This window comes from Pseudomonas mucoides, assembly GCF_015461845.1.
Classification (GTDB): Bacteria; Pseudomonadota; Gammaproteobacteria; order Pseudomonadales; family Pseudomonadaceae; genus Aquipseudomonas; species Aquipseudomonas mucoides.
Genome location: NZ_JACOPW010000006.1, coordinates 41,848 through 64,705 on the forward strand (window position 1 = coordinate 41,848; position 22,858 = coordinate 64,705).

The following is a 22,858-nucleotide window of genomic DNA, read 5'->3' on the forward strand; positions in this document are numbered from 1 at the left end:
AACTGTCTGTGTCCGGTATCCCAATGAATGACATCGCCCTTAGCGGTCTGGCCAAGCAATTGGTCCTGGCCGAGCTGCTCACTGACAAAAGCGCGCAACAGGCGTATCAGCAAGCCCAACGCAATAAAATCTCCCTGGTCAGTTACCTGGTGCAAAACAAACTGGTGAAGAGCCGCCAGATCGCCGAGATCGCCTCGGAGCATTTCGGCATGGCGCTGCTCGACCTCAATGGCCTGGACAGGGAAACCCAGCCCAAGGGACTGGTCAGCGAAAAACTGATCCGCCAGCACCACGCCCTGCCCCTCTGGCGGCGCGGCAACAAGTTGTTCGTGGGGGTTTCCGACCCGACCAATCATCAGGCGATCAATGACATCCAGTTCAGCACCGGGCTAAACACCGAAGCCATCCTGGTGGAGGACGACAAACTCAGTGAGGCCATCGAAAAATTCTTCGACAGCCACGCCAGTGGCCTGGAAGACATGGCAGACGTTGACCTCGATGGGTTGGACATCGAGTCGGCCGACGACAACAAAAATGACGCCATCGCCGGGCAGGATGCCGATGACGCCCCCGTGGTGCGGTTCGTCCACAAAATGCTGCTCGACGCGATCAAGAGCGGCTCTTCCGACCTGCACTTCGAGCCCTACGAAAAAACCTACCGGGTGCGGATGCGCACCGACGGCATGTTGCGCGAAGTGGCCAAGCCGCCCATCCAGTTGGCCAGCCGCATTGCGGCGCGGCTGAAAGTCATGGCCAGCCTGGACATCTCCGAGCGGCGCAAACCTCAGGACGGGCGGATCAAAATGCGCCTGTCCAAAAGCAAGTCCATCGACTTTCGGGTCAATACCCTGCCGACCTTGTGGGGCGAGAAAGTGGTGATCCGGATCCTCGACCCGGCCAGCGCGCAAATGGGCATTGATGCCCTCGGCTACGAACCCGACCAGAAAGACCTGTACATGGCCGCCCTGAAGCAGCCACAGGGGATGATTCTGGTCACCGGCCCCACCGGCTCGGGCAAGACCGTGTCGCTCTACACCGGCCTGAATATTCTCAACACCGTCGACATCAACATTTCCACCGCCGAAGACCCGGTAGAGATCAACATGGAAGGCATCAATCAGGTCAACGTCAATCCCAAGCAAGGGCTGGATTTCGCCCAGGCACTGCGTTCGTTCCTGCGCCAGGACCCGGACGTGATCATGGTCGGCGAAATCCGTGACCTCGAAACCGCCGAGATCGCCATCAAGGCCGCGCAGACCGGGCACATGGTGCTGTCCACTTTGCACACCAACAGCGCGGCCGAAACCCTGACCCGTTTGCTCAACATGGGCATTCAGGGCTTCAACATCGCCACCTCGGTCACCCTGATCATCGCCCAGCGACTGGCGCGCAAATTGTGCAGTCACTGCAAGACACCCCTCGAGATTCCCCGCGAAACGCTGCTCAAGGAAGGCTTTCCCGAGGAACGCATCGGCTCATTCACGATCTATGATCCGGTCGGTTGCGATCAGTGCAACGGCGGCTACAAAGGGCGAGTCGGGATTTATGAAGTGGTGAAGAACACCAAGGACCTGCAACGGCTGATCATGGCCGAAGGCAATTCACTGGAAATCGACAGCCAGATGCGCAAGGACGGTTTCAACGACTTGCGCACCTCGGGCCTGATCAAGGCCATGCACGGCGTCACCAGCCTTGAAGAAATCAACCGGGTCACCAAGGACTGAACATGGCGGTCAAAGCAGCAAAAATCAGCGTCTATGCCTGGGAAGGCACAGACCGCAAAGGCACGAAAATGACCGGCGAGCTGAGCGGCCAGAACCCGGCGTTGATCAAGGCTCAACTGCGCAAGCAAGGCATCAACCCCGGCAAGGTGCGCAAGAAATCCGCGTCGTTTTTCAACCTGGGCAAACGCATCAAGGCCCAGGACATAGCCCTGTTCACCCGGCAGATGGCGACAATGATGAAAGCCGGCGTGCCGCTCCTGCAATCGTTCGACATCATCGGCGAAGGCTTCGATAACCCGGCGATGCGCAAGCTGGTGGACGAGGTCAAACAGGAAGTGGCGGCGGGTAACAGCTTCGCCGCGTCCCTGCGTAAGAAGCCGCAGTATTTCGATGAGCTTTACTGCAACCTGGTGGACGCCGGCGAGCAGGCCGGCGCCCTCGATACCCTGTTGGAGCGGGTTGCGACTTACAAGGAAAAGAGCGAAAGCCTCAAGGCCAAGATCAAGAAAGCCATGACCTACCCGCTGGCGGTGGTCTTCGTCGCGATCATTGTCACCGGGATTCTGCTGGTCAAGGTCGTGCCGCAGTTCGAGTCAGTGTTCAAGGGCTTTGGGGCCGAATTGCCGGCGTTCACAGTGATGGTCATCGGTCTGTCGGAATTCATGCAGCAGTGGTGGTGGGCAATGCTCGGCGGGTTGTTCGCGGGCATTTTCGGTGTGCGTCACGCCTTCAGGAAATCCCCGGGGTTTCGCGACTGGCTGGACACCTGGCTGTTGAAACTGCCGTTGATTGGCACGCTGATGTACAAGTCTGCCGTGGCCCGCTACGCCCGCACGCTGTCGACCACCTTTGCCGCTGGCGTGCCACTGGTCGAAGCGCTGGATTCAGTGGCCGGCGCCACCGGCAACATCGTGTTCAAGCGCGCGGTGTTGCGCATCAAGCAGGACATGTCGACCGGCATGCAGCTGAATTTTTCCATGCGCACGTCCGGCATCTTTCCCAACATGGCGATTCAGATGACGGCCATTGGCGAAGAGTCCGGTGCGCTGGACGACATGCTCGACAAGGTCGCGAGCTTCTACGAAGACGAAGTGGACAACATGGTCGATAACCTCACCAGCCTGATGGAGCCATTCATCATGGTCGTGCTCGGTGTTATCGTCGGAGGCCTTGTGGTTGCGATGTACCTGCCCATCTTCCAACTCGGCTCAGCGATCTGACATGCCATTGACTGAAATCCTCACGGTTTACCCGGCGTTTTTCGTGGTCATCGCCTTGGCGGTGGGCCTGGTGGTGGGCAGTTTTCTCAATGTGGTGGTCTGGCGCCTGCCAAAAATGCTCCAGCGCGAATGGCGACTGCAAGCCCATGACGTGCTGGGCGTGCCTCCCGAAGTGCCGGGCCCGACCTACAACTTGATGCTGCCCCACTCCCACTGCCCGCACTGCGACCATCGGATTCGCGCGTGGGAAAACATTCCGGTGCTCAGTTACCTGTTTTTACGCGGTCGCTGCTCAAGCTGCGCCGCACCGATCAGCAAGCGCTATCCGCTGACCGAACTGGCGTGCGGTCTGCTTTCGGCGTTTATCGCCTGGCATTTCGGTTTCGGCTGGCCGGCTTGCACGGTGCTGATCCTGACCTGGGGCTTGCTGGCGATGAGTCTGATCGACGCCGAGCACCAACTGCTGCCGGATGTGCTGGTATTGCCGCTGCTTTGGCTGGGGTTGATCGTCAACAGCTTCGGCGTTTTCGTCTCACTGCATGAAGCGCTCTGGGGGGCAGTGGCCGGGTATATGGCATTGTGGTCGGTGTATTGGCTGTTCAAACTGCTCACCGGCAAGGACGGGATCGGCCATGGCGATTTCAAGTTACTGGCCATGCTCGGTGCCTGGGGCGGCTGGCAGATTTTGCCACTGACGATCCTCCTGGCATCGCTGGTAGGCGCCCTTCTCGGGGTGATTTTGTTGCGCCTGCGCGACGCGAAAACCTCGTCGCCAATCCCCTTCGGCCCCTATCTGGCGATTGCCGGCTGGATTGCCTTGCTCTGGGGTGGTCAAATAACCGACTTCTATTGGCAGTTTGTCGGTTTGAAATGAATACCCCTGTGGAAAAACCCTGGATTCTTGGCCTGACCGGCGGCATCGGCAGCGGCAAAAGCGCGGCGGCCCAACACTTCATCGACCTCGGTATCCACGTCGTCGACGCTGATCATGCGGCGCGTTGGGTGGTGGAACCGGGTCGCCCGGCGCTGGCCGCCATCGCCGAACACTTCGGCCCCGGCGTGCTGCAAGCCGATGGGCAACTGGACCGCGCCGCTCTTCGAAAACTGATTTTTGAAGTGCCGGAAGAACGCCTGTGGCTCGAAGGCCTGCTGCATCCGTTGATCGGTGAAGAAATCGCACACAATCTGGCCAAGGCACAATCGCCCTACGCGATTCTGGTTTCGCCCCTGTTGATCGAGTCCGGGCAGTACGCCATGACCCAACGGGTGCTGGTGATCGATGCGCCGGAACAGTTACAGATCGAACGCACCTTGCAGCGCGACCAGACCAGCGAGCAACAGGTCCAGGCGATCCTCAAGGCCCAGTCCAGCCGCGAAGACCGCTTGAGCCATGCCGACGATGTGGTGGTCAACGACCGCGACCTCGCCTGGCTGCACAGCGAGGTCGAACGCCTGCATCACTTTTACCTTACTTTGCGTGGAGGCCAGTCATGAGCCAACCAACAACCGTCGAATGCCCAACCTGTGGCGCGCCTGTCGAATGGAGCCCCGAGAACAAATTTCGGCCGTTCTGCTCGGACCGTTGCAAATTGATCGACCTCGGGGCATGGGCATCGGAAGAACACAAGATTCCGGTCAGCCCGGACGCTGAAGACGAGCTGTTCAGCGAAGATTTCGACCCGCGCCACTGATTTCTCAGGGCCGCATAAAACCGTAGTCCTGGTCGTCATCGAGGTTTTCCGCGAGAAAGCGCAACTCGTCAGCCAGGTCCTCGATACTGCGCACCGCCTTGCTTTGTTGCACCACTGCGCTGAGCAAGGCGCGCAGGCTCAACCCCGGATCAAAACCCACCTCCTGCGCCCCATCCAGACTCTGACGCAGCTCCTGTCTTGCCCATTCGTACACACTCATGTCGATGCTCCTCAAGATTTTGTCGAGCATGAGTTCACCGGCGTTTAGCCGATTTGATGTGGATCAAGAATTCGGATCGTCGTCTTTCCAAGGGGCCGACAGGTAGCGCGTGCGATTGAACGTCTCCAGCCATTCCGGGCAAAACACCACCAACGCGCTGACGATCATGCCGTTGATGAACGCTTCCGGAAAAATCAGCAGCCACAGATAGCCGACAAAATCTTCGAGCCAATACGGCATGACAAAAATTTCGTCGTACCACAGCACCCCCAGCGCCAGCAGCAGACACAACAATGCCGACAGCGCGGCGGCAAAAAAACCCGAACAGAAGATATACACAAAGGGATTTCGTGGTTGCGCCCGCTCTACCAGGATGGCGATGCACTCAGTAACCAGCACGGGTAGCAAAATCAGCAACGCCCCGTTCACCCCTACGGCGACCAGGTCCTGACGCCCGAGCAGCACCAGCCCGAACTGCGCAATCAAGCCACCGACGATTGCCAGCGGCCAGTCCAGCAACAACGTGACGGCCGTCATACCGATGAAGTGATAAGACACGCCGGTATCAAAATCCCGCCGCACCAGCCACAGCATAAACAGCGCGAACACCGTACCGAACAGCAAATGCTGGCGCCGACTGTCGGTGAATAACTCCACCCACGGCGCACGCCAGATCGCCCAGAGCAGCACGGGCACATAGATCAGCCAGCCGACCGTCAGCGTTTCGGGTGACAGCAGCTCGGCACCGATCATGGCCGGACCTTCTCCAGCGCCTCATGCAGCTGCGCGGCCGTGCTGTATTCGTGTTGCGCCACCAATTGGCCTGCCTTGAGTTGCAGCCACAGCACTTTATCCTCTGCACCTGGGTAACGCGGCACTACGCGCCCCTCACGGTCCAGCATTACCCTGTAGGAATAATCGCGCATGGCCGGAATGGCAAACATCTTCGCGATCAGCTGTGGCATGCGTTGGATGTCCGCTAGAAATACAACGTGCCGCGCCTCCAGATAGCCTTTGGGCTGGCCTTGCAACGCCGCCTCAACCAGTTTGGCGGCTTCCATGCTCCGCGCCACCAGCAGCGTCTGAGTCTGATTATCGAGCGTGAAGGCCTGATCGAACTGATCGAGCAGGGTCCAGGGCGCCAGTCGCTCACCCACCTCCAGCGCCTGGGCCCACACGGGTAGAAAACTGAGCAGCAACACCGGCCAATATTTCACGTTCACACCTCGTACTATCGCTTACGCATGATGGCCATCAGTCTACACCGCCGATTCTGACTGCCCAGTGATCTCCAATGCCGGTAAACGGTTTCTGCTTGTCGCATTTGAACGCTAAGCTTGGGCCTATGGATGACTCAGATTATTTACGCCTGCTGACCATTGCGGCCGAGCAAGCCAACGCGTTCCTTTCCAATGCCCGCAAATGGGAGCGTGAGCGTTGGGTGTGCCAGCGCCTGCTGCAAGGCCTGAACATTTCCTACCGCGCCGACGAGTTCGCCCCGGCCGGTGAGCCGCCGGACGTGTTGTTTCGCGAGGCGAATTTCGAAGTGTTCTTCGTACTCGATGAGGGCCGCCGACTGAACGACGAATGGCGCGACGAGCTGCAACGTCGGCGCAGCGCGTTCTCACTGAGCCAGTTGGTGCGCCGCGAAGCCAAGCCTAAGCGCATTCCTGCCAATGAGTTTTTGCTGCGACTGGCGCCGACCTTGCGCAAAAAAGCGCACAACTACAAAGAACGCGGCATGGACCTGGGGGAGCTCGACATCATCGCCTTCGCCAGCCTCAAGCGTGAAGTGCTGGACCTCAACAGCCATTTTCCGCCGCCCACCGAATATTTGCGCCAGGGCTGGCGTTCGTTGTCGCTGGTCGGCCCGACATTTGCCCGGGTGCTGTTCGCGCACCCGGATGCACCGGATTTCCTGCGCAGCAACCTGGGGCGCAGCATCGTCTTCGATGTCGGAATCAGCCTGTGAGCCCATTGCAGGAATTGATCGCACATGTCCCGCAAACCGGCCGAGTCCGCTGGATCGGCGTGCGCCCGGAACCTCACGTACCGATGATCGAACTGGATGCAGTGGAAGCGCGACTCGAGGCCGGCTTGACTGGCGATCGAGCCCGTCCTGGCATCCGTAACGCGCGGCAGGTGACATTGATTCAATGGGAACACTTGGCCGTCATCAGTTCGCTGATGGGCCGCCCGGACGATCAACCGGTTTTACCTGATGATTTGCGGCGCAACCTCGTTATTAGCGGTATCAACCTGTTCAGTCTCAAGGGCCGGCGCTTCCGGATCGGTCAGGCGATTTTCGAAACCACCGGTTGGTGCCAGCCTTGCGCGCGTCTGCAAAACAACCTCGGCCCCGGGACCTTTCAGGCCGTGCGTGGCCATGGCGGAATCACCGCTCGGGTGATACAAAGTGGAATCATTCGACTGGACGACACGGTGAGCGTCGAGCCCATCCCGGACAGCGGCTATGCTCCGTTCAACGTGCGTTAAATCTGCCTGTAGCTTCTACACATTCAGCAACGTCTACTGACGAGGCCTTTATGACCAGCCGCCTGAACCCCGACGACCAAAAGCATGTCGAAGAGTACCTGCACTTGTCCCAGCACCAAGTCGAGCGCCGGCCTTTCCGGCCGTGGATGCTCCTGGTGGTGGTGTTGGCAGTGACCATAGGCCTTGGCCTGTTGAGCCGATTTATCAGTTACCTGACGCTATGAGCTGCCTTGCGCTCGCTCGGATAACCGTACCGATTTCTTTTAGCCTTGCGAGTTATCCCCATGTCCCATCGTATTGTTATTGTCGGCGGCGGCGCCGGCGGTCTGGAGTTGGCTACCCGTCTGGGTAAGACTCTGGGCAAGCGTGGCACGGCCAGTGTGATGCTGGTCGACGCGAACCTGACCCACATCTGGAAACCGCTGCTGCACGAAGTGGCGGCCGGGTCGCTGAACTCTTCCGAAGACGAACTCAACTATGTTGCCCAAGCCAAATGGAACCACTTCGAGTTCCAGCTGGGGCGCATGAGCGGGCTCGATCGCACGCATAAAAAAATCCAGCTGGCCGCCACTTACGACGAAGCCGGCCTGGAACTGGTGCCCGCCCGTGAAGTGGGTTACGACTCGCTGGTGATCTCGGTCGGCAGCACCACCAATGATTTCGGCACCCAGGGCGCGGCGCAGCATTGCCTGTTCCTCGACACCCGCAAACAGGCCGAACGCTTCCACCAGCAATTGCTCAACCATTATCTGCGTGCCCATGCCGGGCAAACCGACAAGGTCGAACAGATCAGCGTGGCCATCGTCGGCGCCGGGGCCACCGGTGTCGAACTCGCTGCCGAGCTGCACAACGCAGCGCATGAACTGGCGGCGTATGGTCTGGACCGGATCAAACCGGAAAACATGCACATCACCCTGATCGAAGCCGGTCCACGGGTATTGCCGGCCCTGCCGGAACGCATCGGCGGGCCTGTGCATAAAACCCTGGAGAAACTCGGGGTCAACGTCATGACCAATGCGGCGGTCAGTGAAGTGACGGCCGACAGCCTGATCACCGCCGATGGCAAAGTGATCAACGCGAGCCTGAAAGTCTGGGCCGCCGGGATTCGTGCGCCGGGCTTCCTCAAGGACATCGATGGCCTGGAAACCAACCGCATCAACCAGCTGCAAGTGCTGCCGACCCTGCAAACCACCCGCGACGAGAACATCTTCGCATTCGGCGATTGCGCGGCCTGCCCGCAACCAGGTACCGATCGCAATGTGCCGCCGCGCGCTCAGGCGGCGCATCAGCAGGCGTCGTTGCTGGCCAAATCGCTGAAGCTGCGGATCGAGGGCAAGGCGTTGCCGGAGTACAAGTACACCGATTACGGCTCGTTGATCTCGCTGTCGCGTTTTTCGGCTGTGGGTAACTTGATGGGCAACCTGACGGGCAGCGTGATGTTGGAAGGCTGGCTGGCGCGGATGTTTTACGTGTCGCTGTACCGCATGCACCAGATGGCGCTGTATGGGGCGTTCCGTACGGCGATGCTGATGCTGGGCAGTAAAATCGGGCGCGGGACTGAGCCGCGACTCAAACTGCACTAAAATTTCCGGCATGCGTCAGGGCCTCATCGCGGGCACGCCACACTCCCACAGTTGATCTGCATCCTCCTGTGGGAGCGTGGCGTGCCCGCGATGCAGTCGCCTCGGGCTCACCTGCAAACACTTCTGTGTCTCACTGTATCTCCCCCTGCGTTTTCGCCCCTTCGCTTACAAACTCCCCCCTTGCGCGACACAGTAGCGATACACCCATCCCGCTAAATGGCCACACCCGAGCAAGGCAACTCGCCAGCTTCGGTTGTCGCCGCACTTACGTGGCAACCCTCTATCAAGTGGTTGTGTCGTGCAACCCAGGAGAATTGAAATGTCCCGTACTACCAAAAATACTATCGGTCTGCTTGGCGCTATTCTGGCGGGCGGCATGATGTTGACCGGCTCCGTCTTCGCTTCGCAGCCACTGACTCAAGGCTATCTGTTGGCCTCGGCTGAACAGGTGGTGAAAACCCCTGAAGGCAAGTGTGGCGAAGGCAAGTGTGGCGATGCGTCGATGGCCAAGACTGACACTGATGGCGACGGCAAGGTCTCCCGCGCCGAATTCCAGGCTGTCGCGCCGAAATCCAACTTCGACAAGATCGACACTAACCACGATGGCTTCATCGACGAGCAAGAAGCGTTTGATAACGTGAAAGCCAACTACGAAGCCAACGGCAAGAAAATGCCAAAAGGCCTGTTCGAGCACCTGAAAGACCAAGACGGCGCCTAAGCCTCTGAGCACCACGCCCCGCTTTCTCTACCGAGAAGCGGGGCTTTTTTCGTCGGGCGGTTTTACACCTGGAAGCGTTGCACCATAGTGCTCAACGAATTGGCCAGGCGTGAGAGCTCATGGCTGGAGGCACTGGTCTGATTCGCCCCGGCAGCGGAACGCACGGACAGATCGCGAATATTCACCAGATTGCGATCCACTTCTCGCGCCACTTGGGCCTGTTCTTCAGCCGCGCTGGCGATCACCAGATTGCGCTCATGGATCTGGTGAACCGAGTCGGTGATGGTCTGCAGCGCTTCACCCGCACGCTCGGCCAGGGCCAGCGTCGTCGCTGCGCGAGTTGAGCTCGCTTGCATCGAATCCAGCGCCTGGGTCGAGCCGCTGCGCATCCCCTGAACCATTTGTTCGATTTCCTGGGTCGATTGCTGCGTGCGATAAGCCAGTGCGCGAACTTCATCGGCCACCACTGCAAATCCTCGGCCGCTTTCCCCAGCGCGCGCCGCTTCGATGGCGGCGTTGAGCGCCAGCAGATTGGTCTGCTCGGCAATCGCGCGAATCACATCCAGCACCTTGCCAATGTCCTGCGACTGGTTGGCCAGGGACTGAACCAGGCCACCCGTCACTTGCACATCACTGGCTAGCGCACCGATGGCCGTGACCGTTTCGCTGACGCGCTCCTGACCGGCGTGGGCGGATTCGCTGGATTGGCGCGTAGCGTCGGACGTCGACACCGCATTGCGGGCAACCTCCTCAACCGCTGTGGTCATCTCGTTGACGGCCGTGGCGGCTTGTTCGATCTCGTTGTTCTGCTGTTGCAGGTTTTGCGTGCTGTCGAGGGTGACCGCGTTCAACTCATCCGCCGCCGTCGCCAGTTGCGCCGCCGAGCCGCTGATGCCTTGCAAGGTGTCGCGCAGGTTCTGCTGCATGGTTGCCAGCGCCTTGAGCAAGCGGCTGACTTCGTCGTTGCCATGGGTTTCGATCGGCCGCGTCAGATCGCCACGGGCCACGTTTTCCGCGGCCTGCAACGCTTCGCCCAAGGGCTTGACGATGCTGCGGGTCAGCAACATGGCCAGGCCGACGGTGGCCAGTGCCGCCAATGCGATGAACAGGCTGACGATCATTCGCGAGGTGTCGTAATGCGCGGCGGATTTCTCGCTTTCGGCGGCGACTTGCCTGGCGAACAGGTCCGCCAGATCACTGAGCTGTTTACCGGAGCCATCGACCACGGTTTTCATGTCAATCAGCAGCAATTTGGTCAGTTCGTCACGACGACCTTGTTCCGCCAGGGAAAACGATTGGGCAATACCGGAACGGTAGGCCGCGAAGGTGGTTTTGAACTGGTCATATAACGCCTTGCCTTCGGCCGTGTTTACCAACTTGTCGTACGCGGCGATCCTGTCGCTGAGCTCCTTGTCGCGAGTATCCATCTGGCTGCGGTATTGAGGAATGTTCCTGGGGTCCTGATCCAGGGCCATGCGCAGGGAAATGGTACGGATGCGCAGCATGATTTCGCGGATCTCGTCGCCACCGCGAATGCTCGGCAGCCATTGCTTCTCCACCGCCACCTCACTGTCGCGAATGCTCGACATCTGCCCCAGCGCAAACACACCGAGCAAGGCAACCAACACGGCGATCAGGGCAAACCCCAAGGCCGCCCGAGGAGCAATATTCAACTGACGAAGCAACATAACGAACGCCCTTTTCTTGTAATGGCCTGGATAAGGGGCGTGTGTCGGCAGAACCCCGTCGCTTCGCTATCGGCAAGTTGTACGATGACTTGAAGGGAATCGCCTTTTCGGCAGACAAAAAACGGCAGACAAAAAAAATCCCCGTATCTTTCGATACGAGGATTTTTAATATGGTCGGGGTAAGGGGATTCGAACTCCTGACATCCTGCTCCCAAAGCAGGCGCGCTACCGGACTGCGCTATACCCCGGTAAAAAAAAGGCGACCTTCACAAGTCGCCTTCTTCGATCAGCGCTTTTGGCCTCTGATCTTAAGATCTGATCCCAGCGTTAACTGGTTTCAAAAATGGTGGGTCGTGTGGGATTCGAACCTACGACCAATTGGTTAAAAGCCAACTGCTCTACCAACTGAGCTAACGACCCAAAAATGGTCGGGGTAAGGGGATTCGAACTCCTGACATCCTGCTCCCAAAGCAGGCGCGCTACCGGACTGCGCTATACCCCGGTTTGAAATTGGCTCCGTGACCAGGACTCGAACCTGGGACCCAATGATTAACAGTCATTTGCTCTACCGACTGAGCTATCACGGAACTACATATTTCAATTTACAACGGTGAAGCTTTTTGCGTTCTCTTCGACCCGTTCGCATCGCTGCGTTCGTGTGTCTGAGGCGCGCTATTCTACAATCTTCAGCACCTCTGTCAACCCCCTAAATTGCTTTCAAGTTAATGATTTGCAACTTATTTTGGATTCCTGCTTGGGGAGCGGAAACCCTGGCGGGTGACTGACTGCGGGGCGCACTTTACAAGCCTTTTCCTTAGAGTTCAACAGCCTGGCGAAAAAAAGGCCTCGCAATGCGAGGCCTCGTCGGTTTTGTTGCCTGGATAGGTCAGACGAATACGATTTCGTCGTTTTCCACCACACCCTTGGCGGTATCGCCGGGCATGAAACGACCCGACAGAATCAACTGAGCCAGCGGGTTCTCGATCCAGCGCTGAATCGCTCGTTTGAGCGGACGTGCGCCGTACACTGGGTCGTAACCCACCGCGATCAGCTTATCCATGGCCTCAGGGCTCAGTTCCAGCTTCAGTTCACGCTCGGTCAGGCGACTGCGCAGGCGACCCAACTGAATCTCGGTAATGCCCGCGATCTGATCCCGCGCCAATGGCTCGAAGATCACCACTTCGTCGACCCGGTTGATGAACTCCGGCCGGAAGTGGGTGGAAATCGCATCCATCACCGCCGCGCGCTGTGCCTCACGATCACCGACCAGTTCCTGGATCTGTACCGAGCCCAGGTTGGACGTCATGACGATCACGGTGTTCTTGAAATCCACCGTGCGGCCATGGCTGTCAGTCAAGCGGCCATCTTCCAGCACTTGCAGCAAGATGTTGAACACATCCGGGTGGGCCTTCTCGACCTCATCCAGGAGGATCACGGAGTAAGGCTTGCGACGCACCGCCTCGGTCAGGTAACCGCCCTCTTCATAGCCTACATAGCCTGGTGGCGCACCAATCAGCCGGGCCACGGAATGTTTCTCCATGAACTCGGACATGTCGATCCGCACCATCGCCTCTTCAGTATCAAAGAGGAACTCGGCCAGTGCCTTGCACAGCTCGGTTTTACCGACACCGGTCGGGCCGAGGAACATGAACGAACCGCTCGGGCGATTCGGGTCGGACAACCCGGCCCGGGAACGCCGCACCGCATTGGAGACCGCGATGACTGCTTCGTCCTGGCCGATCACACGCTGGTGCAACAGGCTTTCCATCTTCATCAGCTTGTCGCGCTCGCCTTCGAGCATTTTTGACACCGGAATGCCGGTCCACTTCGACACGACTTCAGCGATTTCTTCCTCAGTCACCTTGCTGCGCAACAACTGGTTCTCGCTTTTACCGTGCTGGTCGACCATTTGCAGGCTGCGCTCCAGGTCCGGGATCACCCCGTATTGCAGCTCGGCCATGCGGTTCAGGTCGCCTTTACGGCGTGCGGCTTCCAGTTCCTGACGGGACTGTTCGATTTTTTGCTGGATCTGTGCAGAACCCTGGACTTCGGCTTTTTCCGCATTCCAGATTTCTTCGAGGTCCGAGTACTCACGCTCGAGGCGGACGATTTCTTCCTGGAGTTTTTCCAGGCGTTTGATCGCCGCTTCATCGCTTTCTTTCTTCAGTGCCTGGGATTCCACCTTCAACTGAATCAGGCGACGCTCCAGACGGTCGAGCACTTCCGGCTTGGAGTCGATCTCCATGCGGATGCGGCTGGCCGCTTCGTCGATCAGGTCGATGGCCTTGTCCGGCAACTGACGGTCAGTGATATAGCGATGGCTGAGCTTGGCCGCTGCAATGATGGCGCCGTCGGTGATCGCCACCTTGTGGTGAACCTCATAGCGTTCTTTGAGGCCACGCAGTATCGCGATGGTGTCCTCTTCACTCGGCTCATCCACCAACACTTTCTGGAAGCGCCGCTCGAGGGCTGCGTCCTTCTCTATATATTGGCGGTACTCATTGAGCGTGGTCGCGCCGACGCAATGCAGCTCGCCGCGCGCCAGCGCAGGCTTGAGCATATTGCCCGCATCCATCGAGCCTTCGCCTTTACCGGCGCCGACCATGGTGTGCAGTTCGTCGATGAACAGAATGATCTGCCCTTCCTGCTTCGACAGCTCGTTGAGCAGCGATTTCAGGCGCTCTTCAAACTCACCGCGATACTTGGCACCGGCGATCAGCGCCCCCATGTCGAGGGACAGCAGACGTTTGCCTTTCAGGCCGTCCGGCACTTCGCCGTTGATGATGCGCTGGGCCAGCCCCTCGGCAATGGCGGTTTTACCCACACCAGGCTCACCGATCAGCACCGGGTTGTTTTTGGTACGGCGTTGCAGGACCTGAATGGTCCGGCGAATTTCGTCGTCACGGCCGATGACCGGATCGAGCTTGCCTTCTTCGGCGCGCTTGGTCAGGTCGACGGTGTATTTATCCAGCGCCTGGCGCGATTCCTCGTGGTTGGCATCGTTGACCGCTTCGCCGCCACGCAGGTTATTGATCGCGTTTTCCAGGGCTTTCTTGCTCACGCCCTGCCCCAGCAACAACTTGCCGAGCTTGCTGTTCTCGTCCATGGCGGCGAGCAGCACGAGTTCGCTGGAGATGAACTGGTCGCCCTTCTGCTGGGCCAGGCGATCAGCCTGATTAAGCAGGCGCGCCAAATCCTGCGACATGTTCACGTCGCCGGTCGGGTTCTGGATTTTCGGCAGCTGGTCGAGCTCTTTGGTCAGCTCTTTACGCAGGCTGTTGACGTCGAAACCGACCTGCATCAGCAGGGGTTTGATCGAGCCGCCCTGCTGTTCGAGCATGGCCTGCATCAAGTGCGCCGGCTCGATGCCGGGATGGTCGAGGCCGACGGCCAAGGATTGGGCGTCGGAGAGTGCTAACTGCAATTTGCTGGTTAATCGATCTATGCGCATGGGTCACCTTCCTTTTGAGCAGGCCGGACCTATAAAACATCCTGAATGAAGAAACCTGCCAGATACCGTTATAGATGCGGTCGATTCTGGGAGTTTCAAGCGTCGATCAGTTGATGCAGATCAGAGAAGTCTAGCGTTTGTGCCCTGTCTCACGAATACGTTCCTCTTTTGACGAGTGGCTGTTGTCGTCAGGCAAGGCGCCGCGACGAGTCATAGCCCGCTATGGCGAGGGGCGGCAACGCAGCATGACGGCAACAGACACCGTCAAAAAGGAACAGTATTCGTGAGACAGGGCACTTCAAGCCAGATAAGGGAGGCAAAGCGGCCCGTTTGAGGACTGCGGCGGTAAGAAAAGAAGCGCGGATCGGTCACGGTGCAAAAACCGCCACCGTAAACAGCGGTGACACCACGGGCCGCCAGACGCAAACGCGCCAGTTCGTAGATATCGGCCATGAACTTGCCAGCATTGGCACTCGGCACAAAGGCTTTGGCGGCTTCCGGCAATTGCTCGACGAAGGTTTCGCGCACTTCCGGGCCGACTTCAAAGGCTTTGGGGCCAATGGCCGGGCCGAGCCAGACCAATACGTCAACGGGCGGCACGTCCAGGCTGTCGAGCGTTGCTTCCAGCACACCCGCCGCCAATCCACGCCAACCGGCATGGGCCGCCGCAACGCGAGTGCCGGCACGGTTGCAAAACAGCACCGGCAGACAGTCAGCGGTCATTGAAGCGCAGGCAATACCGGGCGTGGCTGTCCAACTGGCGTCAGCAGTGACGACCTGGCCTGGGTCCGCGTGGGCCACGGCAATGCCGTGAACCTGTTGCAGCCAGGCCGGTTGAATAGAGAAATGATCGGTGAGACGCCGGCGATTTTCGGCCACAGCTTCGGGGCTGTCGTCGACGTGATCGCCGAGGTTGAGGCTGTCGAACGGCGCCAGACTGACGCCGCCCGCACGGGTGGTCACGCAGGCTTTCACCCCGGCAGGCGCAGGCCAGTCGGGAATCAGCCAGTCACTCATCCGATGAACGCCTCACGGTCTTGCTTGAGCAGGGTCAGCAACCAGACGAAATCGTCCGGCAGCGGCGATTCCCAGCTCATACGTTTACCGGTGGTCGGGTGATCCAGTTCCAGGAACCGCGCATGCAGGGCCTGGCGCGGGAACGCCTTCAACGATTCGACCATGGTCACACTGGCTGCCGGCGGGATACGGAAGCGACCGCCGTAGGCAGGGTCTCCGACCAACGGGTAGTTGATGTGGGCCATGTGCACACGAATCTGGTGGGTACGACCGGTTTCCAGCTTCACCCGCACGTGAGTGTGGGAGCGGAAACGCTCGAGCACGCGATAGTGGCTGACGGCTTGTTTGCCGCCTTCCATGACCGCCATGCGCTGACGTTGCTGGCCGTGACGACCGATTGGCGCATTGATCTTGCCGCCTGCCGTCACCACGCCGATCACGATGCATTCGTAGATCCGGCTTACGCTGCGGCTCTGCAATTGCGTGACAAGCTGTGTCTGCGCCTGAATGGTCTTGGCCACCACCATCAGACCGGTGGTGTCCTTGTCCAGGCGATGCACGATACCGGCGCGGGGCACATTGATAATGTCCGGCACGTGGTGCAGCAAGGCGTTGAGCAAGGTGCCATCAGCGTGGCCGGCAGCCGGATGCACCACCAGACCCGCAGGTTTGTTGATCACCAGGATGTCGTCGTCTTCATAGACGATGTCCAGTTCGATGTCTTGAGCGATCCATTCGCCCTGAGCTTCCTGCTCGGCGGTCAGTTCAAGAATGGCGCCACCGTGAACGATGTCTCGCGGGCGGATAACCGCCCCATCCACAGTCAGGCGGCCGTCTTTGATCCAGGCGGAAAGGCGCGAGCGCGAGTGCTCAGCGAATAATTGTGCGGCGACTTGATCGAGGCGTTGGCCGCCCAATTCGGACGGCACCTCTGCGCGAAGTTCAATTTTATCGGACATGCTCAGACTAGGCGTCGGCACAGCCTTTGGTTTCGGCTGCGCGCTTGTGGTTAAATACGGCGTCTTTTGCCCCGAGGCTATTCAACGGGGCGCTCATCATAACAGGACGGCCCCGCCCAAGACAGCGGCCGTCATAGGGACGCAAGCCGCCATGCAAGTGAAACACCTGCTGCTGATCGCCATCCTCGCATTGACCGCTGCTTGCTCATCGAAGGAAGTCGTAGACGAAAACCTTAGCGAAGTCGAGCTGTACCAGCAGGCTCAGAACGATCTGGACAATAGTAGCTATACCAGCGCCATTGCCAAGTTGAAGGCTCTGGAATCGCGCTATCCGTTCGGTCGCTACGCTGATCAGGCTCAACTCGAGCTCATTTACGCCAACTACAAGAACACCGAGCCTGAAGCCGCCAAGTCTGCTGCCGAGCGTTTCATTCGCCTGCACCCGCAGCATCCGAACGTGGATTACGCCTACTATCTGAAAGGTTTGACGTCGTTCGACCAGGACGTCGGCCTGCTGGCGCGCTTCCTGCCGCTGGACATGACCAAGCGTGACCCGGGTGCCGCTCGCGACTCCTACAATGAGTTCGCCCAGCTGACCAGCCGCTTCCCGAACAGCCGCTACTCGCCGGATGCCAAGCAGCGCATGATTTACCTGCGCAACCTGCTGGCCTCCTACGAGATTCACGTTGCCGACTACTACCTGACCCGTCAGGCCTATGTCGCCGCCGCAAACCGTGGCCGTTACGTGGTGGAAAACTTCCAGGAAACCCCGTCCGTCGGTGACGGCCTGGCGGTCATGACTGAAGCCTACCAGCGCCTGCACCTGGACGAACTGGCAGCCACCAGCCTCGAAACCCTGAAGCTCAACTACCCGAACCACCCAAGCCTGGTGGACGGTCAGTTCCAGCCTTCGGTTGCCGAAGCCGACAACCGTTCGTGGTTGAGCAAGGCTACCCTGGGCCTGATCGAATCCCGTCCGCCGCTGCCGCCGGGCGAAACCCGCGCCAACCAGGACGTGCAGAAGCAGTACCAGGATGCCAAGGACGCGATTCCGAGCGAGCTGAAGCCTAAAGATGGCAATGGCGATGCCGTCGAAGAAGAGCAACACGAGTCCGAAGGCAACAGCAGCGACCGCTCGTGGTTCAGCTACATGACCTTTGGCGTGTTTGACTGACACCTCAGGTTGTACAAAAAGGAGCCTCGCGAGGCTCCTTTTTTATGGGCGTGATGATTACGCTGTGCGCTCGGCATGACCTTGGCTAAACTGCTGAATCACTCGTCATAAAGCAGCTCACCATGCTTCGTTTACTGTTCTGGATCGCCCTGATTGCCGCTGCAGTATGGTTCTGGCGCAAGTTCAAGGGCGCGGCTAATGCCCCAAGGTCCTCCGCCGAGCTGGAGGCGGCTCCCATGGTCCGTTGCGCCCATTGCGGCGTGCACTTGCCCCGCGACCGCGCGCTGAGACTTCAACAACAGTGGTATTGCAGCCAGGCTCACCTTGAGCAAGGCCCGGGCCCAAGTGGTCGCTGAGACCTCCAGTCCCGGCGGCAAACAGGCTCAGCGACTGCTGCGCCTCTATCACCTCTACCGTTTAAGTATCGGCATCACCCTCGTGCTGTTGATGACCAGCAACCTGGACAACCAGTTGCTGGCGTTCGCCAATGACGACCTGTTGCGCAATGGCAGCTGGTTGTACCTGGTACTGAACATTCTGCTGGTGGTGTTCCTGGAAAACACCCGCCGGCCGGCGCAGCTGTTCAGCCTGGCGCTGGTCGATGTCTTGCTGCTCTGCGGTTTGTTCTACGCCGCGGGCGGAGTGGCCAGCGCCATCGGCAATCTGTTGATTGTGTCGGTGGCCATCAGCAATACCCTGCTGCGTGGGCGTGTCGGCCTGTTAATCGCCGCGGTCGGCGCGCTGGGCATCGTCAGTTTGAGCTTCCTCCTGAGCTTCAGCCATCCGGCCAGCCCCAACGATTACCTGCAAGTCGGCATGCTCGGCGCACTCTGTTTTGCCGCGGCTTTGCTGGTGCAAGGGCTGAGCAGACGCCTGGAAGTCAGCGAACACCTCGCCGAACAGCGAGCCGGCGAAGTGATGGGGCTCGAAACGCTCAATGCGCTGATCCTGCAACGCATGCGCACGGGCATTCTGGTGCTCGACGAACAGCGACGAGTGCAACTGGCCAATCACAGCGCATTGATCCTGCTGGGGCACAAAGCACTCGACGGACGGCTGATCGACGATTTTTCCCCGACGCTGGTCGAACGTCTCCAGCTGTGGCTCAACAATCCGATCTTGCGCCCGCAAAGCCTGAAAATCCCCGCCAGCGGCCTGGAGCTGCAACCCAGCTTCATTGCCCTGGACCAAAGCCCGAACCCACAAACCCTGGTTTTTCTCGAAGACATCGCTCAGGTTGCACAACAGGCGCAGCAATTGAAACTCGCCGCCCTCGGTCGACTGACGGCGGGTATTGCCCACGAAATCCGCAATCCATTGGGTGCCATTAGTCATGCCGCGCAATTGCTGCGCGAATCCGAGGAACTCAACGGTGCGGATCGGCGTCTGACCCAGATTATTCAAGACCACTCTCAGCGAATGAATCGGGTTATCGAAAACGTCCTGCAACTGTCTCGCCGCCAGCAAACCGTCCCGCAACGGCTGGACCTGAAGCCGTGGCTGGAAAGGTTCGTTGCTGAAACCCGTGAGAACGCGAACGACGCCCAGCAGATCCACCTGCGTATGGGTTCCGGCGACTTCAACACCTTGATGGACCCAAACCAGCTCACCCAGGTCCTGGACAATTTGTTGCGAAATGCCTGGCGCCACAGCGCCCTGAATCACGACACGGCTCAGGTCTGGCTCGAGTTGTTTGTCGATACCGACAGCCAATTGCCGGTTCTCGAAGTTGTGGACGACGGCCCCGGCGTGGCGCCCGACCAGCAGGGGCATTTGTTCGAGCCGTTTTTTACCACCAGTAGCCAAGGCACAGGCCTTGGGCTTTATCTGTCCCGTGAGCTGTGCGAAAGCAACCAGGCCCGCCTAGACTTCAAACCACGCCAAGGCGGCGGCTGCTTTCGCATCACTTTTGCTCACGGACGGAAACAAAGTTGAACATGAGCCCACGGCCCAAAGTCCTGATCGTCGACGACGAACCGGATATCCGCGAACTCCTGGAAATAACCCTGGGACGGATGAAACTCGATACCTTCAGTGCCCGCAACCTGGTCGACGCCCAAGCCTTGCTGGCCCGGGAAACCTTCGATCTGTGCCTGACCGACATGCGCCTGCCCGACGGCACCGGCCTTGAGCTCGTGCAACACATCCAGAAGCGTTACGCACAGGTGCCGGTGGCGATGATCACGGCCTACGGCAGCCTTGAAACAGCCATTAACGCACTCAAGGCCGGCGCCTTCGACTTCCTGACCAAACCGGTCGACCTCACTCGCCTGCGGGAACTGGTCACCAGCGCCCTGCGCCTGCCTGCTCCAGCCGACGCCAGTACGGCGATTGATCGCCGGCTGCTGGGCAACTCGCTGCCCATGCGTAACCTGCGCAAACACATCGACAAACTCGCCCGCAGCCAGGCGCCGGTGTACATCAGCGGCGAGTCCGGCAGCGGCAAGGAGTTGGTTGCAAGACTGATCCACGAACAAGGCCCGCGAGCTCATCACCCCTTCGTCCCGGTCAACTGTGGGGCGATTCCGTCAGAGCTGATGGAAAGCGAGTTCTTCGGGCATCGCAAAGGCAGTTTCAGCGGCGCCGTCGAAGACAAGCGCGGACTGTTCCAGGCCGCCCAGGGCGGCACGCTGTTCCTCGATGAAGTCGCGGATTTGCCGTTGGCGATGCAGGTCAAACTGCTGCGTGCGATTCAGGAAAAAGCCGTGCGCAGTATTGGCGAGCAACAGGAAACCGTGGTCGATGTGCGCATCCTTTGCGCCACCCATAAAGACCTTGAGGCCGAAATCGTCGCCGAGCGTTTTCGTCAGGATTTGTACTACCGGCTCAACGTGATCGAACTGCGGGTTCCGCCCTTGCGCGAACGCCGTGACGACATCGAGGCATTGGCCAGCCATGTGCTCAAGCGCTTGGCGGCCGACAGCGGCCGACCTCCCGCGACACTCCATCCGCTCGCCCTGGATGCGCTCAAAAGCTATCGCTTTCCCGGCAATGTGCGGGAACTGGAGAACGTACTCGAACGGGCTCACACCTTGTGCGAGAACAAGCAGATCGAAACCAGCGATTTACGATTGGCCGACGGTAATTGCGCGGCAGAAGGCGGGGTGCCGGACCTGACGCAGATCGACAATCTGGAAGACTATCTGGAAAACATCGAGCGCAAAGTCATCCTCCAGGCGCTGGAGGAAACCCGCTGGAACCGTACGGCGGCGGCTCAGCGGTTGAATTTGTCGTTCAGGTCGATGCGTTACAGGCTCAAAAAACTGGGCCTGGATTAAGTGCCCCTTGGCGAGCAGGCTCCGGGCGGCGTTCCGACGAAGGCAATATGACAGTCGCCGTAGATCCTGCGACTAGATACGCCCGACCGGTGCATAAGGCGTGGGATCAATAATCGGCTCACGCCCCAGCATCACATCCGCAAACAACTGACACGACGCCGGCGCCAGCACCAGCCCGTTTCGGTAGTGCCCGCAATTGAGCCAAAGCCCTTCAAACCCCGGCACCTGACCGATATAAGGAATGCCTTCCGGCGAGCCCGGCCGCAATCCGGCCCAGTGCCCGACGACTTCGGCCTCCGCCAGCGCGGGAATCAACTCCACCGCCGATGCCTTCAGGCTTTCCAAAGCCGAATCGGTCGGCGTCTTGTCGTAGCCTTCATGCTCCAGCGTACTGCCGATCAGAATGTGCCCGTCGCGGCGGGGAATCGCGTAACGCCCTTTGGCCAATACCATGCTCGGCAGAAAATCGGCCGCGCACTTGTACAGAATCATCTGCCCTTTTACCGGTTCGACCGGCAGCGCCAGGCCCAGCCCCTTGAGTAAATCTCCACTCCAGGCGCCAGCGGTCAGCACCACTTGATCGCCCTGAATGGCCCCCGTCGAAGTCTGCACGCCAACGACTTGATCGCCTTCACGAATAAACCCGCTGACTTCGCACTGCTCATGGATGGTCACATTTGGCAGTGCCAGCAACGCAGCCTTCAGCGACTTCACCAGCCGCGGATTGCGCACATTGGCCACATCGGCCATGTAGATCGCCCGCGAGAACCCCGTGCCCAATACTGGCACCGCATCGTGTGCCGCCGAGATATCCACAGCCCGCAGCGGGCGGTTTTCCCGTTTGGCCCACACCAGTGCCTCGGCTTCGTCATCCAGGTCCAGCCAGTACAGGCCGGTGGTGTGAACTTCAGGATCGACTCCGGTCGCAGCGAACAAACGCTCACCGAGCTGTGGATAAAAATCCTGAGACCAATGCGCCAACGCAGTGACCGCCGGGTTGTAGCGCCACGGGTAGAGTGGCGAAACAATCCCGCCGCCCGCCCATGACGACTCCTGCCCGACGTTCGAACGATCCAGCAGCACCACGCTGCGCACTTCGGACGCGAGATTGAACGCCGTCAGCAGCCCGATCACCCCGCCGCCGACAATCACCACTTGCTGTTGCCTGGTCATGTTCAGATCCAACCGTTAAATAGACAGAGGGCGCAAAAGGCGCCCGAAAGGAAACTCAGCGACCCCAGCAATCCTTGGCGGTCAAACCGGCTGTGGCGTTGACCATGTTCCGGACACCGGTATTGGTGAGGGTGAAATCCCCGCACTTGTCGGTTGCCATGCTCGAACCGGCCTTGCGCACGGCCGTCAGCAGGAAGGTCTGGTCAGTGATAGTCGGGGTGATGGTGTAATAGTCATTGCCGACGCTCAGGCCTGTGGCGCCGGTGTAGACATTGCTCTTGGTGTAGAACCGTTCAAGGATCTGCGCCTGCTCCGACAACACCCCGGCGATTTCGCTGCGCTGGCCCTTCTTCAGGTACTCGGTGAAGCTCGGGGCGGCAATGGTCATGACGATCCCGATGATCGCAATCACGATCATGATTTCGATCAGGGTAAAACCTCGGTTGGATCTACGCATGCCTCAACT

General features: G+C 59.4%; 23 protein-coding genes, 4 tRNA genes and 1 pseudogene. 14 read left to right on the forward strand and 14 right to left on the reverse strand.

Annotated elements, in window-relative coordinates:
• Positions 1-23 precede the first annotated feature (23 nt).
• Genes pilB through yacG form a run of 5 tightly spaced genes read left to right on the forward strand, consistent with a single transcriptional unit; the run spans position 24 to position 4,635 of the window.
• Positions 24-1,724, forward strand: coding sequence for a type IV-A pilus assembly ATPase PilB (gene pilB, locus H8F22_RS23460; RefSeq protein WP_027924166.1), 1,701 nt, complete (start codon positions 24-26; stop codon positions 1,722-1,724).
• A gap of 2 nt (positions 1,725-1,726) precedes the next feature.
• Entirely contained in the window at positions 1,727-2,944 is a 1,218-nt protein-coding gene (locus H8F22_RS23465) for a type II secretion system F family protein (RefSeq protein WP_194940745.1), read from the forward strand.
• Position 2,945: 1 nt separating this feature from the next.
• Positions 2,946-3,818: a prepilin peptidase gene (locus tag H8F22_RS23470; protein ID WP_059182143.1), complete on the forward strand. Its 873-nt coding sequence runs from the start codon at positions 2,946-2,948 to the stop codon at positions 3,816-3,818.
• Positions 3,815-4,438 (forward strand): dephospho-CoA kinase, encoded by a 624-nt coding sequence (coaE, locus tag H8F22_RS23475; RefSeq protein ID WP_027924169.1) that lies wholly within the window; start codon positions 3,815-3,817, stop codon positions 4,436-4,438. Before H8F22_RS23470 ends, coaE begins: the two co-directional genes overlap by 4 nt.
• Positions 4,435-4,635 carry a DNA gyrase inhibitor YacG gene (yacG, locus tag H8F22_RS23480; RefSeq protein WP_027924170.1) on the forward strand — a complete coding sequence of 67 codons (201 nt, stop codon included), beginning with the start codon at positions 4,435-4,437 and terminating at the stop codon, positions 4,633-4,635. The genes coaE and yacG overlap by 4 nt, the downstream gene beginning before the upstream one ends.
• Positions 4,636-4,639: 4 nt before the next feature.
• Here the strand turns inward: yacG and H8F22_RS23485 are convergent, their stop codons facing one another.
• The 3 genes from H8F22_RS23485 to H8F22_RS23495 all read right to left on the reverse strand — a co-directional run bounded on the left by H8F22_RS23485 (position 4,640) and on the right by H8F22_RS23495 (position 6,072).
• Entirely contained in the window at positions 4,640-4,855 is a 216-nt protein-coding gene (locus H8F22_RS23485; protein ID WP_027924171.1) for a hypothetical protein, read from the reverse strand.
• A gap of 63 nt (positions 4,856-4,918) precedes the next feature.
• A complete protein-coding gene (locus H8F22_RS23490) occupies positions 4,919-5,608 on the reverse strand; it encodes an energy-coupling factor ABC transporter permease (RefSeq protein ID WP_027924172.1) in 690 nt (229 codons plus the stop codon).
• A complete protein-coding gene (locus H8F22_RS23495) occupies positions 5,605-6,072 on the reverse strand; it encodes a hypothetical protein (protein ID WP_027924173.1) in 468 nt (155 codons plus the stop codon). The genes H8F22_RS23490 and H8F22_RS23495 overlap by 4 nt, the downstream gene beginning before the upstream one ends.
• A gap of 128 nt (positions 6,073-6,200) precedes the next feature.
• Here H8F22_RS23495 and H8F22_RS23500 point away from each other — a divergent pair, with 128 nt between their 5' ends.
• From H8F22_RS23500 to H8F22_RS23520, 5 genes are all read left to right on the forward strand, one after another.
• Positions 6,201-6,827: a DUF1780 domain-containing protein gene (locus H8F22_RS23500; protein WP_027924174.1), complete on the forward strand. Its 627-nt coding sequence runs from the start codon at positions 6,201-6,203 to the stop codon at positions 6,825-6,827.
• Entirely contained in the window at positions 6,824-7,351 is a 528-nt protein-coding gene (locus H8F22_RS23505) for an MOSC domain-containing protein (protein ID WP_059182142.1), read from the forward strand. The genes H8F22_RS23500 and H8F22_RS23505 overlap by 4 nt, the downstream gene beginning before the upstream one ends.
• 50 nt (positions 7,352-7,401) lie before the next feature.
• Positions 7,402-7,575 (forward strand): DUF3094 domain-containing protein, encoded by a 174-nt coding sequence (locus H8F22_RS23510; RefSeq protein WP_032833555.1) that lies wholly within the window; start codon positions 7,402-7,404, stop codon positions 7,573-7,575.
• Between the two features lie 60 nt (positions 7,576-7,635).
• Positions 7,636-8,934 carry an NAD(P)/FAD-dependent oxidoreductase gene (locus H8F22_RS23515; protein WP_059182141.1) on the forward strand — a complete coding sequence of 433 codons (1,299 nt, stop codon included), beginning with the start codon at positions 7,636-7,638 and terminating at the stop codon, positions 8,932-8,934.
• Between the two features lie 319 nt (positions 8,935-9,253).
• Entirely contained in the window at positions 9,254-9,652 is a 399-nt protein-coding gene (locus H8F22_RS23520; protein WP_194940746.1) for an HvfA family oxazolone/thioamide-modified RiPP metallophore, read from the forward strand.
• Positions 9,653-9,714: 62 nt separating this feature from the next.
• Here the strand turns inward: H8F22_RS23520 and H8F22_RS33125 are convergent, their stop codons facing one another.
• From H8F22_RS33125 to rluD, 9 genes and pseudogenes are all read right to left on the reverse strand, one after another.
• A complete protein-coding gene (locus tag H8F22_RS33125) occupies positions 9,715-10,578 on the reverse strand; it encodes a methyl-accepting chemotaxis protein (protein WP_371258950.1) in 864 nt (287 codons plus the stop codon).
• Positions 10,570-11,340: pseudogene (locus H8F22_RS33130) on the reverse strand (MCP four helix bundle domain-containing protein); the annotation flags it as partial. The gene H8F22_RS33125 and the pseudogene H8F22_RS33130, both read right to left, overlap by 9 nt.
• A gap of 171 nt (positions 11,341-11,511) precedes the next feature.
• Positions 11,512-11,588 (reverse strand) — tRNA-Pro (locus tag H8F22_RS23530).
• A 96-nt stretch (positions 11,589-11,684) separates the two neighbouring features.
• A tRNA-Lys gene (locus H8F22_RS23535) sits at positions 11,685-11,760 on the reverse strand.
• Positions 11,761-11,765: 5 nt separating this feature from the next.
• A tRNA-Pro gene (locus H8F22_RS23540) sits at positions 11,766-11,842 on the reverse strand.
• 9 nt (positions 11,843-11,851) lie between these two features.
• Positions 11,852-11,927: transfer RNA gene (locus H8F22_RS23545), tRNA-Asn, on the reverse strand.
• Between the two features lie 299 nt (positions 11,928-12,226).
• Complete coding sequence (gene clpB, locus H8F22_RS23550) at positions 12,227-14,791, reverse strand: ATP-dependent chaperone ClpB (RefSeq protein ID WP_194940747.1); 2,565 nt, start codon at positions 14,789-14,791, stop codon at positions 12,227-12,229.
• A 264-nt stretch (positions 14,792-15,055) separates the two neighbouring features.
• Entirely contained in the window at positions 15,056-15,808 is a 753-nt protein-coding gene (pgeF, locus tag H8F22_RS23555) for a peptidoglycan editing factor PgeF (protein WP_059182139.1), read from the reverse strand.
• Entirely contained in the window at positions 15,805-16,767 is a 963-nt protein-coding gene (rluD, locus tag H8F22_RS23560) for a 23S rRNA pseudouridine(1911/1915/1917) synthase RluD (RefSeq protein ID WP_007942311.1), read from the reverse strand. The genes pgeF and rluD overlap by 4 nt, the downstream gene beginning before the upstream one ends.
• A 151-nt stretch (positions 16,768-16,918) precedes the next feature.
• Between rluD and H8F22_RS23565 the strand changes: the two genes are divergently transcribed.
• The 4 genes from H8F22_RS23565 (at position 16,919) to H8F22_RS23580 (ending at position 21,219) form a co-directional block, all read left to right on the forward strand.
• The gene (locus H8F22_RS23565; RefSeq protein WP_027924181.1) at positions 16,919-17,941 is read left to right on the forward strand and encodes an outer membrane protein assembly factor BamD; all 1,023 of its coding nucleotides are present in this window, start codon (positions 16,919-16,921) and stop codon (positions 17,939-17,941) included.
• A gap of 122 nt (positions 17,942-18,063) precedes the next feature.
• Complete coding sequence (locus H8F22_RS23570; protein ID WP_194940748.1) at positions 18,064-18,297, forward strand: PP0621 family protein; 234 nt, start codon at positions 18,064-18,066, stop codon at positions 18,295-18,297.
• Positions 18,287-19,876, forward strand: coding sequence for a sensor histidine kinase (locus H8F22_RS23575; protein ID WP_194940749.1), 1,590 nt, complete (start codon positions 18,287-18,289; stop codon positions 19,874-19,876). Before H8F22_RS23570 ends, H8F22_RS23575 begins: the two co-directional genes overlap by 11 nt.
• Before the next feature lie 2 nt (positions 19,877-19,878).
• Positions 19,879-21,219 (forward strand): sigma-54-dependent transcriptional regulator, encoded by a 1,341-nt coding sequence (locus tag H8F22_RS23580; protein WP_032833556.1) that lies wholly within the window; start codon positions 19,879-19,881, stop codon positions 21,217-21,219.
• Between the two features lie 72 nt (positions 21,220-21,291).
• On the opposite strand, the gene thiO is transcribed toward H8F22_RS23580, so the two are convergent.
• Positions 21,292-22,392: a glycine oxidase ThiO gene (gene thiO, locus H8F22_RS23585; protein ID WP_194940750.1), complete on the reverse strand. Its 1,101-nt coding sequence runs from the start codon at positions 22,390-22,392 to the stop codon at positions 21,292-21,294.
• A gap of 55 nt (positions 22,393-22,447) precedes the next feature.
• Positions 22,448-22,849, reverse strand: coding sequence for a type IV pilin protein (locus tag H8F22_RS23590; RefSeq protein WP_194940751.1), 402 nt, complete (start codon positions 22,847-22,849; stop codon positions 22,448-22,450).
• Positions 22,850-22,858 lie beyond the last annotated feature (9 nt).

Bases quoted from the DNA above. Each gene is read 5' to 3' on its own strand.
- H8F22_RS23485 (WP_027924171.1), bottom strand. From the start codon at position 4,855: ATGAGTGTGTACGAATGGGCAAGACAGGAGCTGCGTCAGAGTCTGGAT.
- rluD (WP_007942311.1), bottom strand. From the start codon at position 16,767: ATGTCCGATAAAATTGAACTTCGCGCAGAGGTGCCGTCCGAATTGGGC.
- coaE (WP_027924169.1), top strand. From the start codon at position 3,815: ATGAATACCCCTGTGGAAAAACCCTGGATTCTTGGCCTGACCGGCGGC.
- H8F22_RS23515 (WP_059182141.1), top strand. From the start codon at position 7,636: ATGTCCCATCGTATTGTTATTGTCGGCGGCGGCGCCGGCGGTCTGGAG.
- H8F22_RS23500 (WP_027924174.1), top strand. From the start codon at position 6,201: ATGGATGACTCAGATTATTTACGCCTGCTGACCATTGCGGCCGAGCAA.
- pgeF (WP_059182139.1), bottom strand. From the start codon at position 15,808: ATGAGTGACTGGCTGATTCCCGACTGGCCTGCGCCTGCCGGGGTGAAA.
- H8F22_RS23470 (WP_059182143.1), top strand. From the start codon at position 2,946: ATGCCATTGACTGAAATCCTCACGGTTTACCCGGCGTTTTTCGTGGTC.
- thiO (WP_194940750.1), bottom strand. From the start codon at position 22,392: ATGACCAGGCAACAGCAAGTGGTGATTGTCGGCGGCGGGGTGATCGGG.
- pilB (WP_027924166.1), top strand. From the start codon at position 24: ATGAATGACATCGCCCTTAGCGGTCTGGCCAAGCAATTGGTCCTGGCC.
- H8F22_RS23590 (WP_194940751.1), bottom strand. From the start codon at position 22,849: ATGCGTAGATCCAACCGAGGTTTTACCCTGATCGAAATCATGATCGTG.
- H8F22_RS23465 (WP_194940745.1), top strand. From the start codon at position 1,727: ATGGCGGTCAAAGCAGCAAAAATCAGCGTCTATGCCTGGGAAGGCACA.
- H8F22_RS23580 (WP_032833556.1), top strand. From the start codon at position 19,879: ATGAGCCCACGGCCCAAAGTCCTGATCGTCGACGACGAACCGGATATC.
- H8F22_RS23520 (WP_194940746.1), top strand. From the start codon at position 9,254: ATGTCCCGTACTACCAAAAATACTATCGGTCTGCTTGGCGCTATTCTG.
- H8F22_RS23510 (WP_032833555.1), top strand. From the start codon at position 7,402: ATGACCAGCCGCCTGAACCCCGACGACCAAAAGCATGTCGAAGAGTAC.
- H8F22_RS33125 (WP_371258950.1), bottom strand. From the start codon at position 10,578: ATGCAGCAGAACCTGCGCGACACCTTGCAAGGCATCAGCGGCTCGGCG.
- yacG (WP_027924170.1), top strand. From the start codon at position 4,435: ATGAGCCAACCAACAACCGTCGAATGCCCAACCTGTGGCGCGCCTGTC.
- H8F22_RS23490 (WP_027924172.1), bottom strand. From the start codon at position 5,608: ATGATCGGTGCCGAGCTGCTGTCACCCGAAACGCTGACGGTCGGCTGG.
- H8F22_RS23565 (WP_027924181.1), top strand. From the start codon at position 16,919: ATGCAAGTGAAACACCTGCTGCTGATCGCCATCCTCGCATTGACCGCT.
- H8F22_RS23570 (WP_194940748.1), top strand. From the start codon at position 18,064: ATGCTTCGTTTACTGTTCTGGATCGCCCTGATTGCCGCTGCAGTATGG.
- clpB (WP_194940747.1), bottom strand. From the start codon at position 14,791: ATGCGCATAGATCGATTAACCAGCAAATTGCAGTTAGCACTCTCCGAC.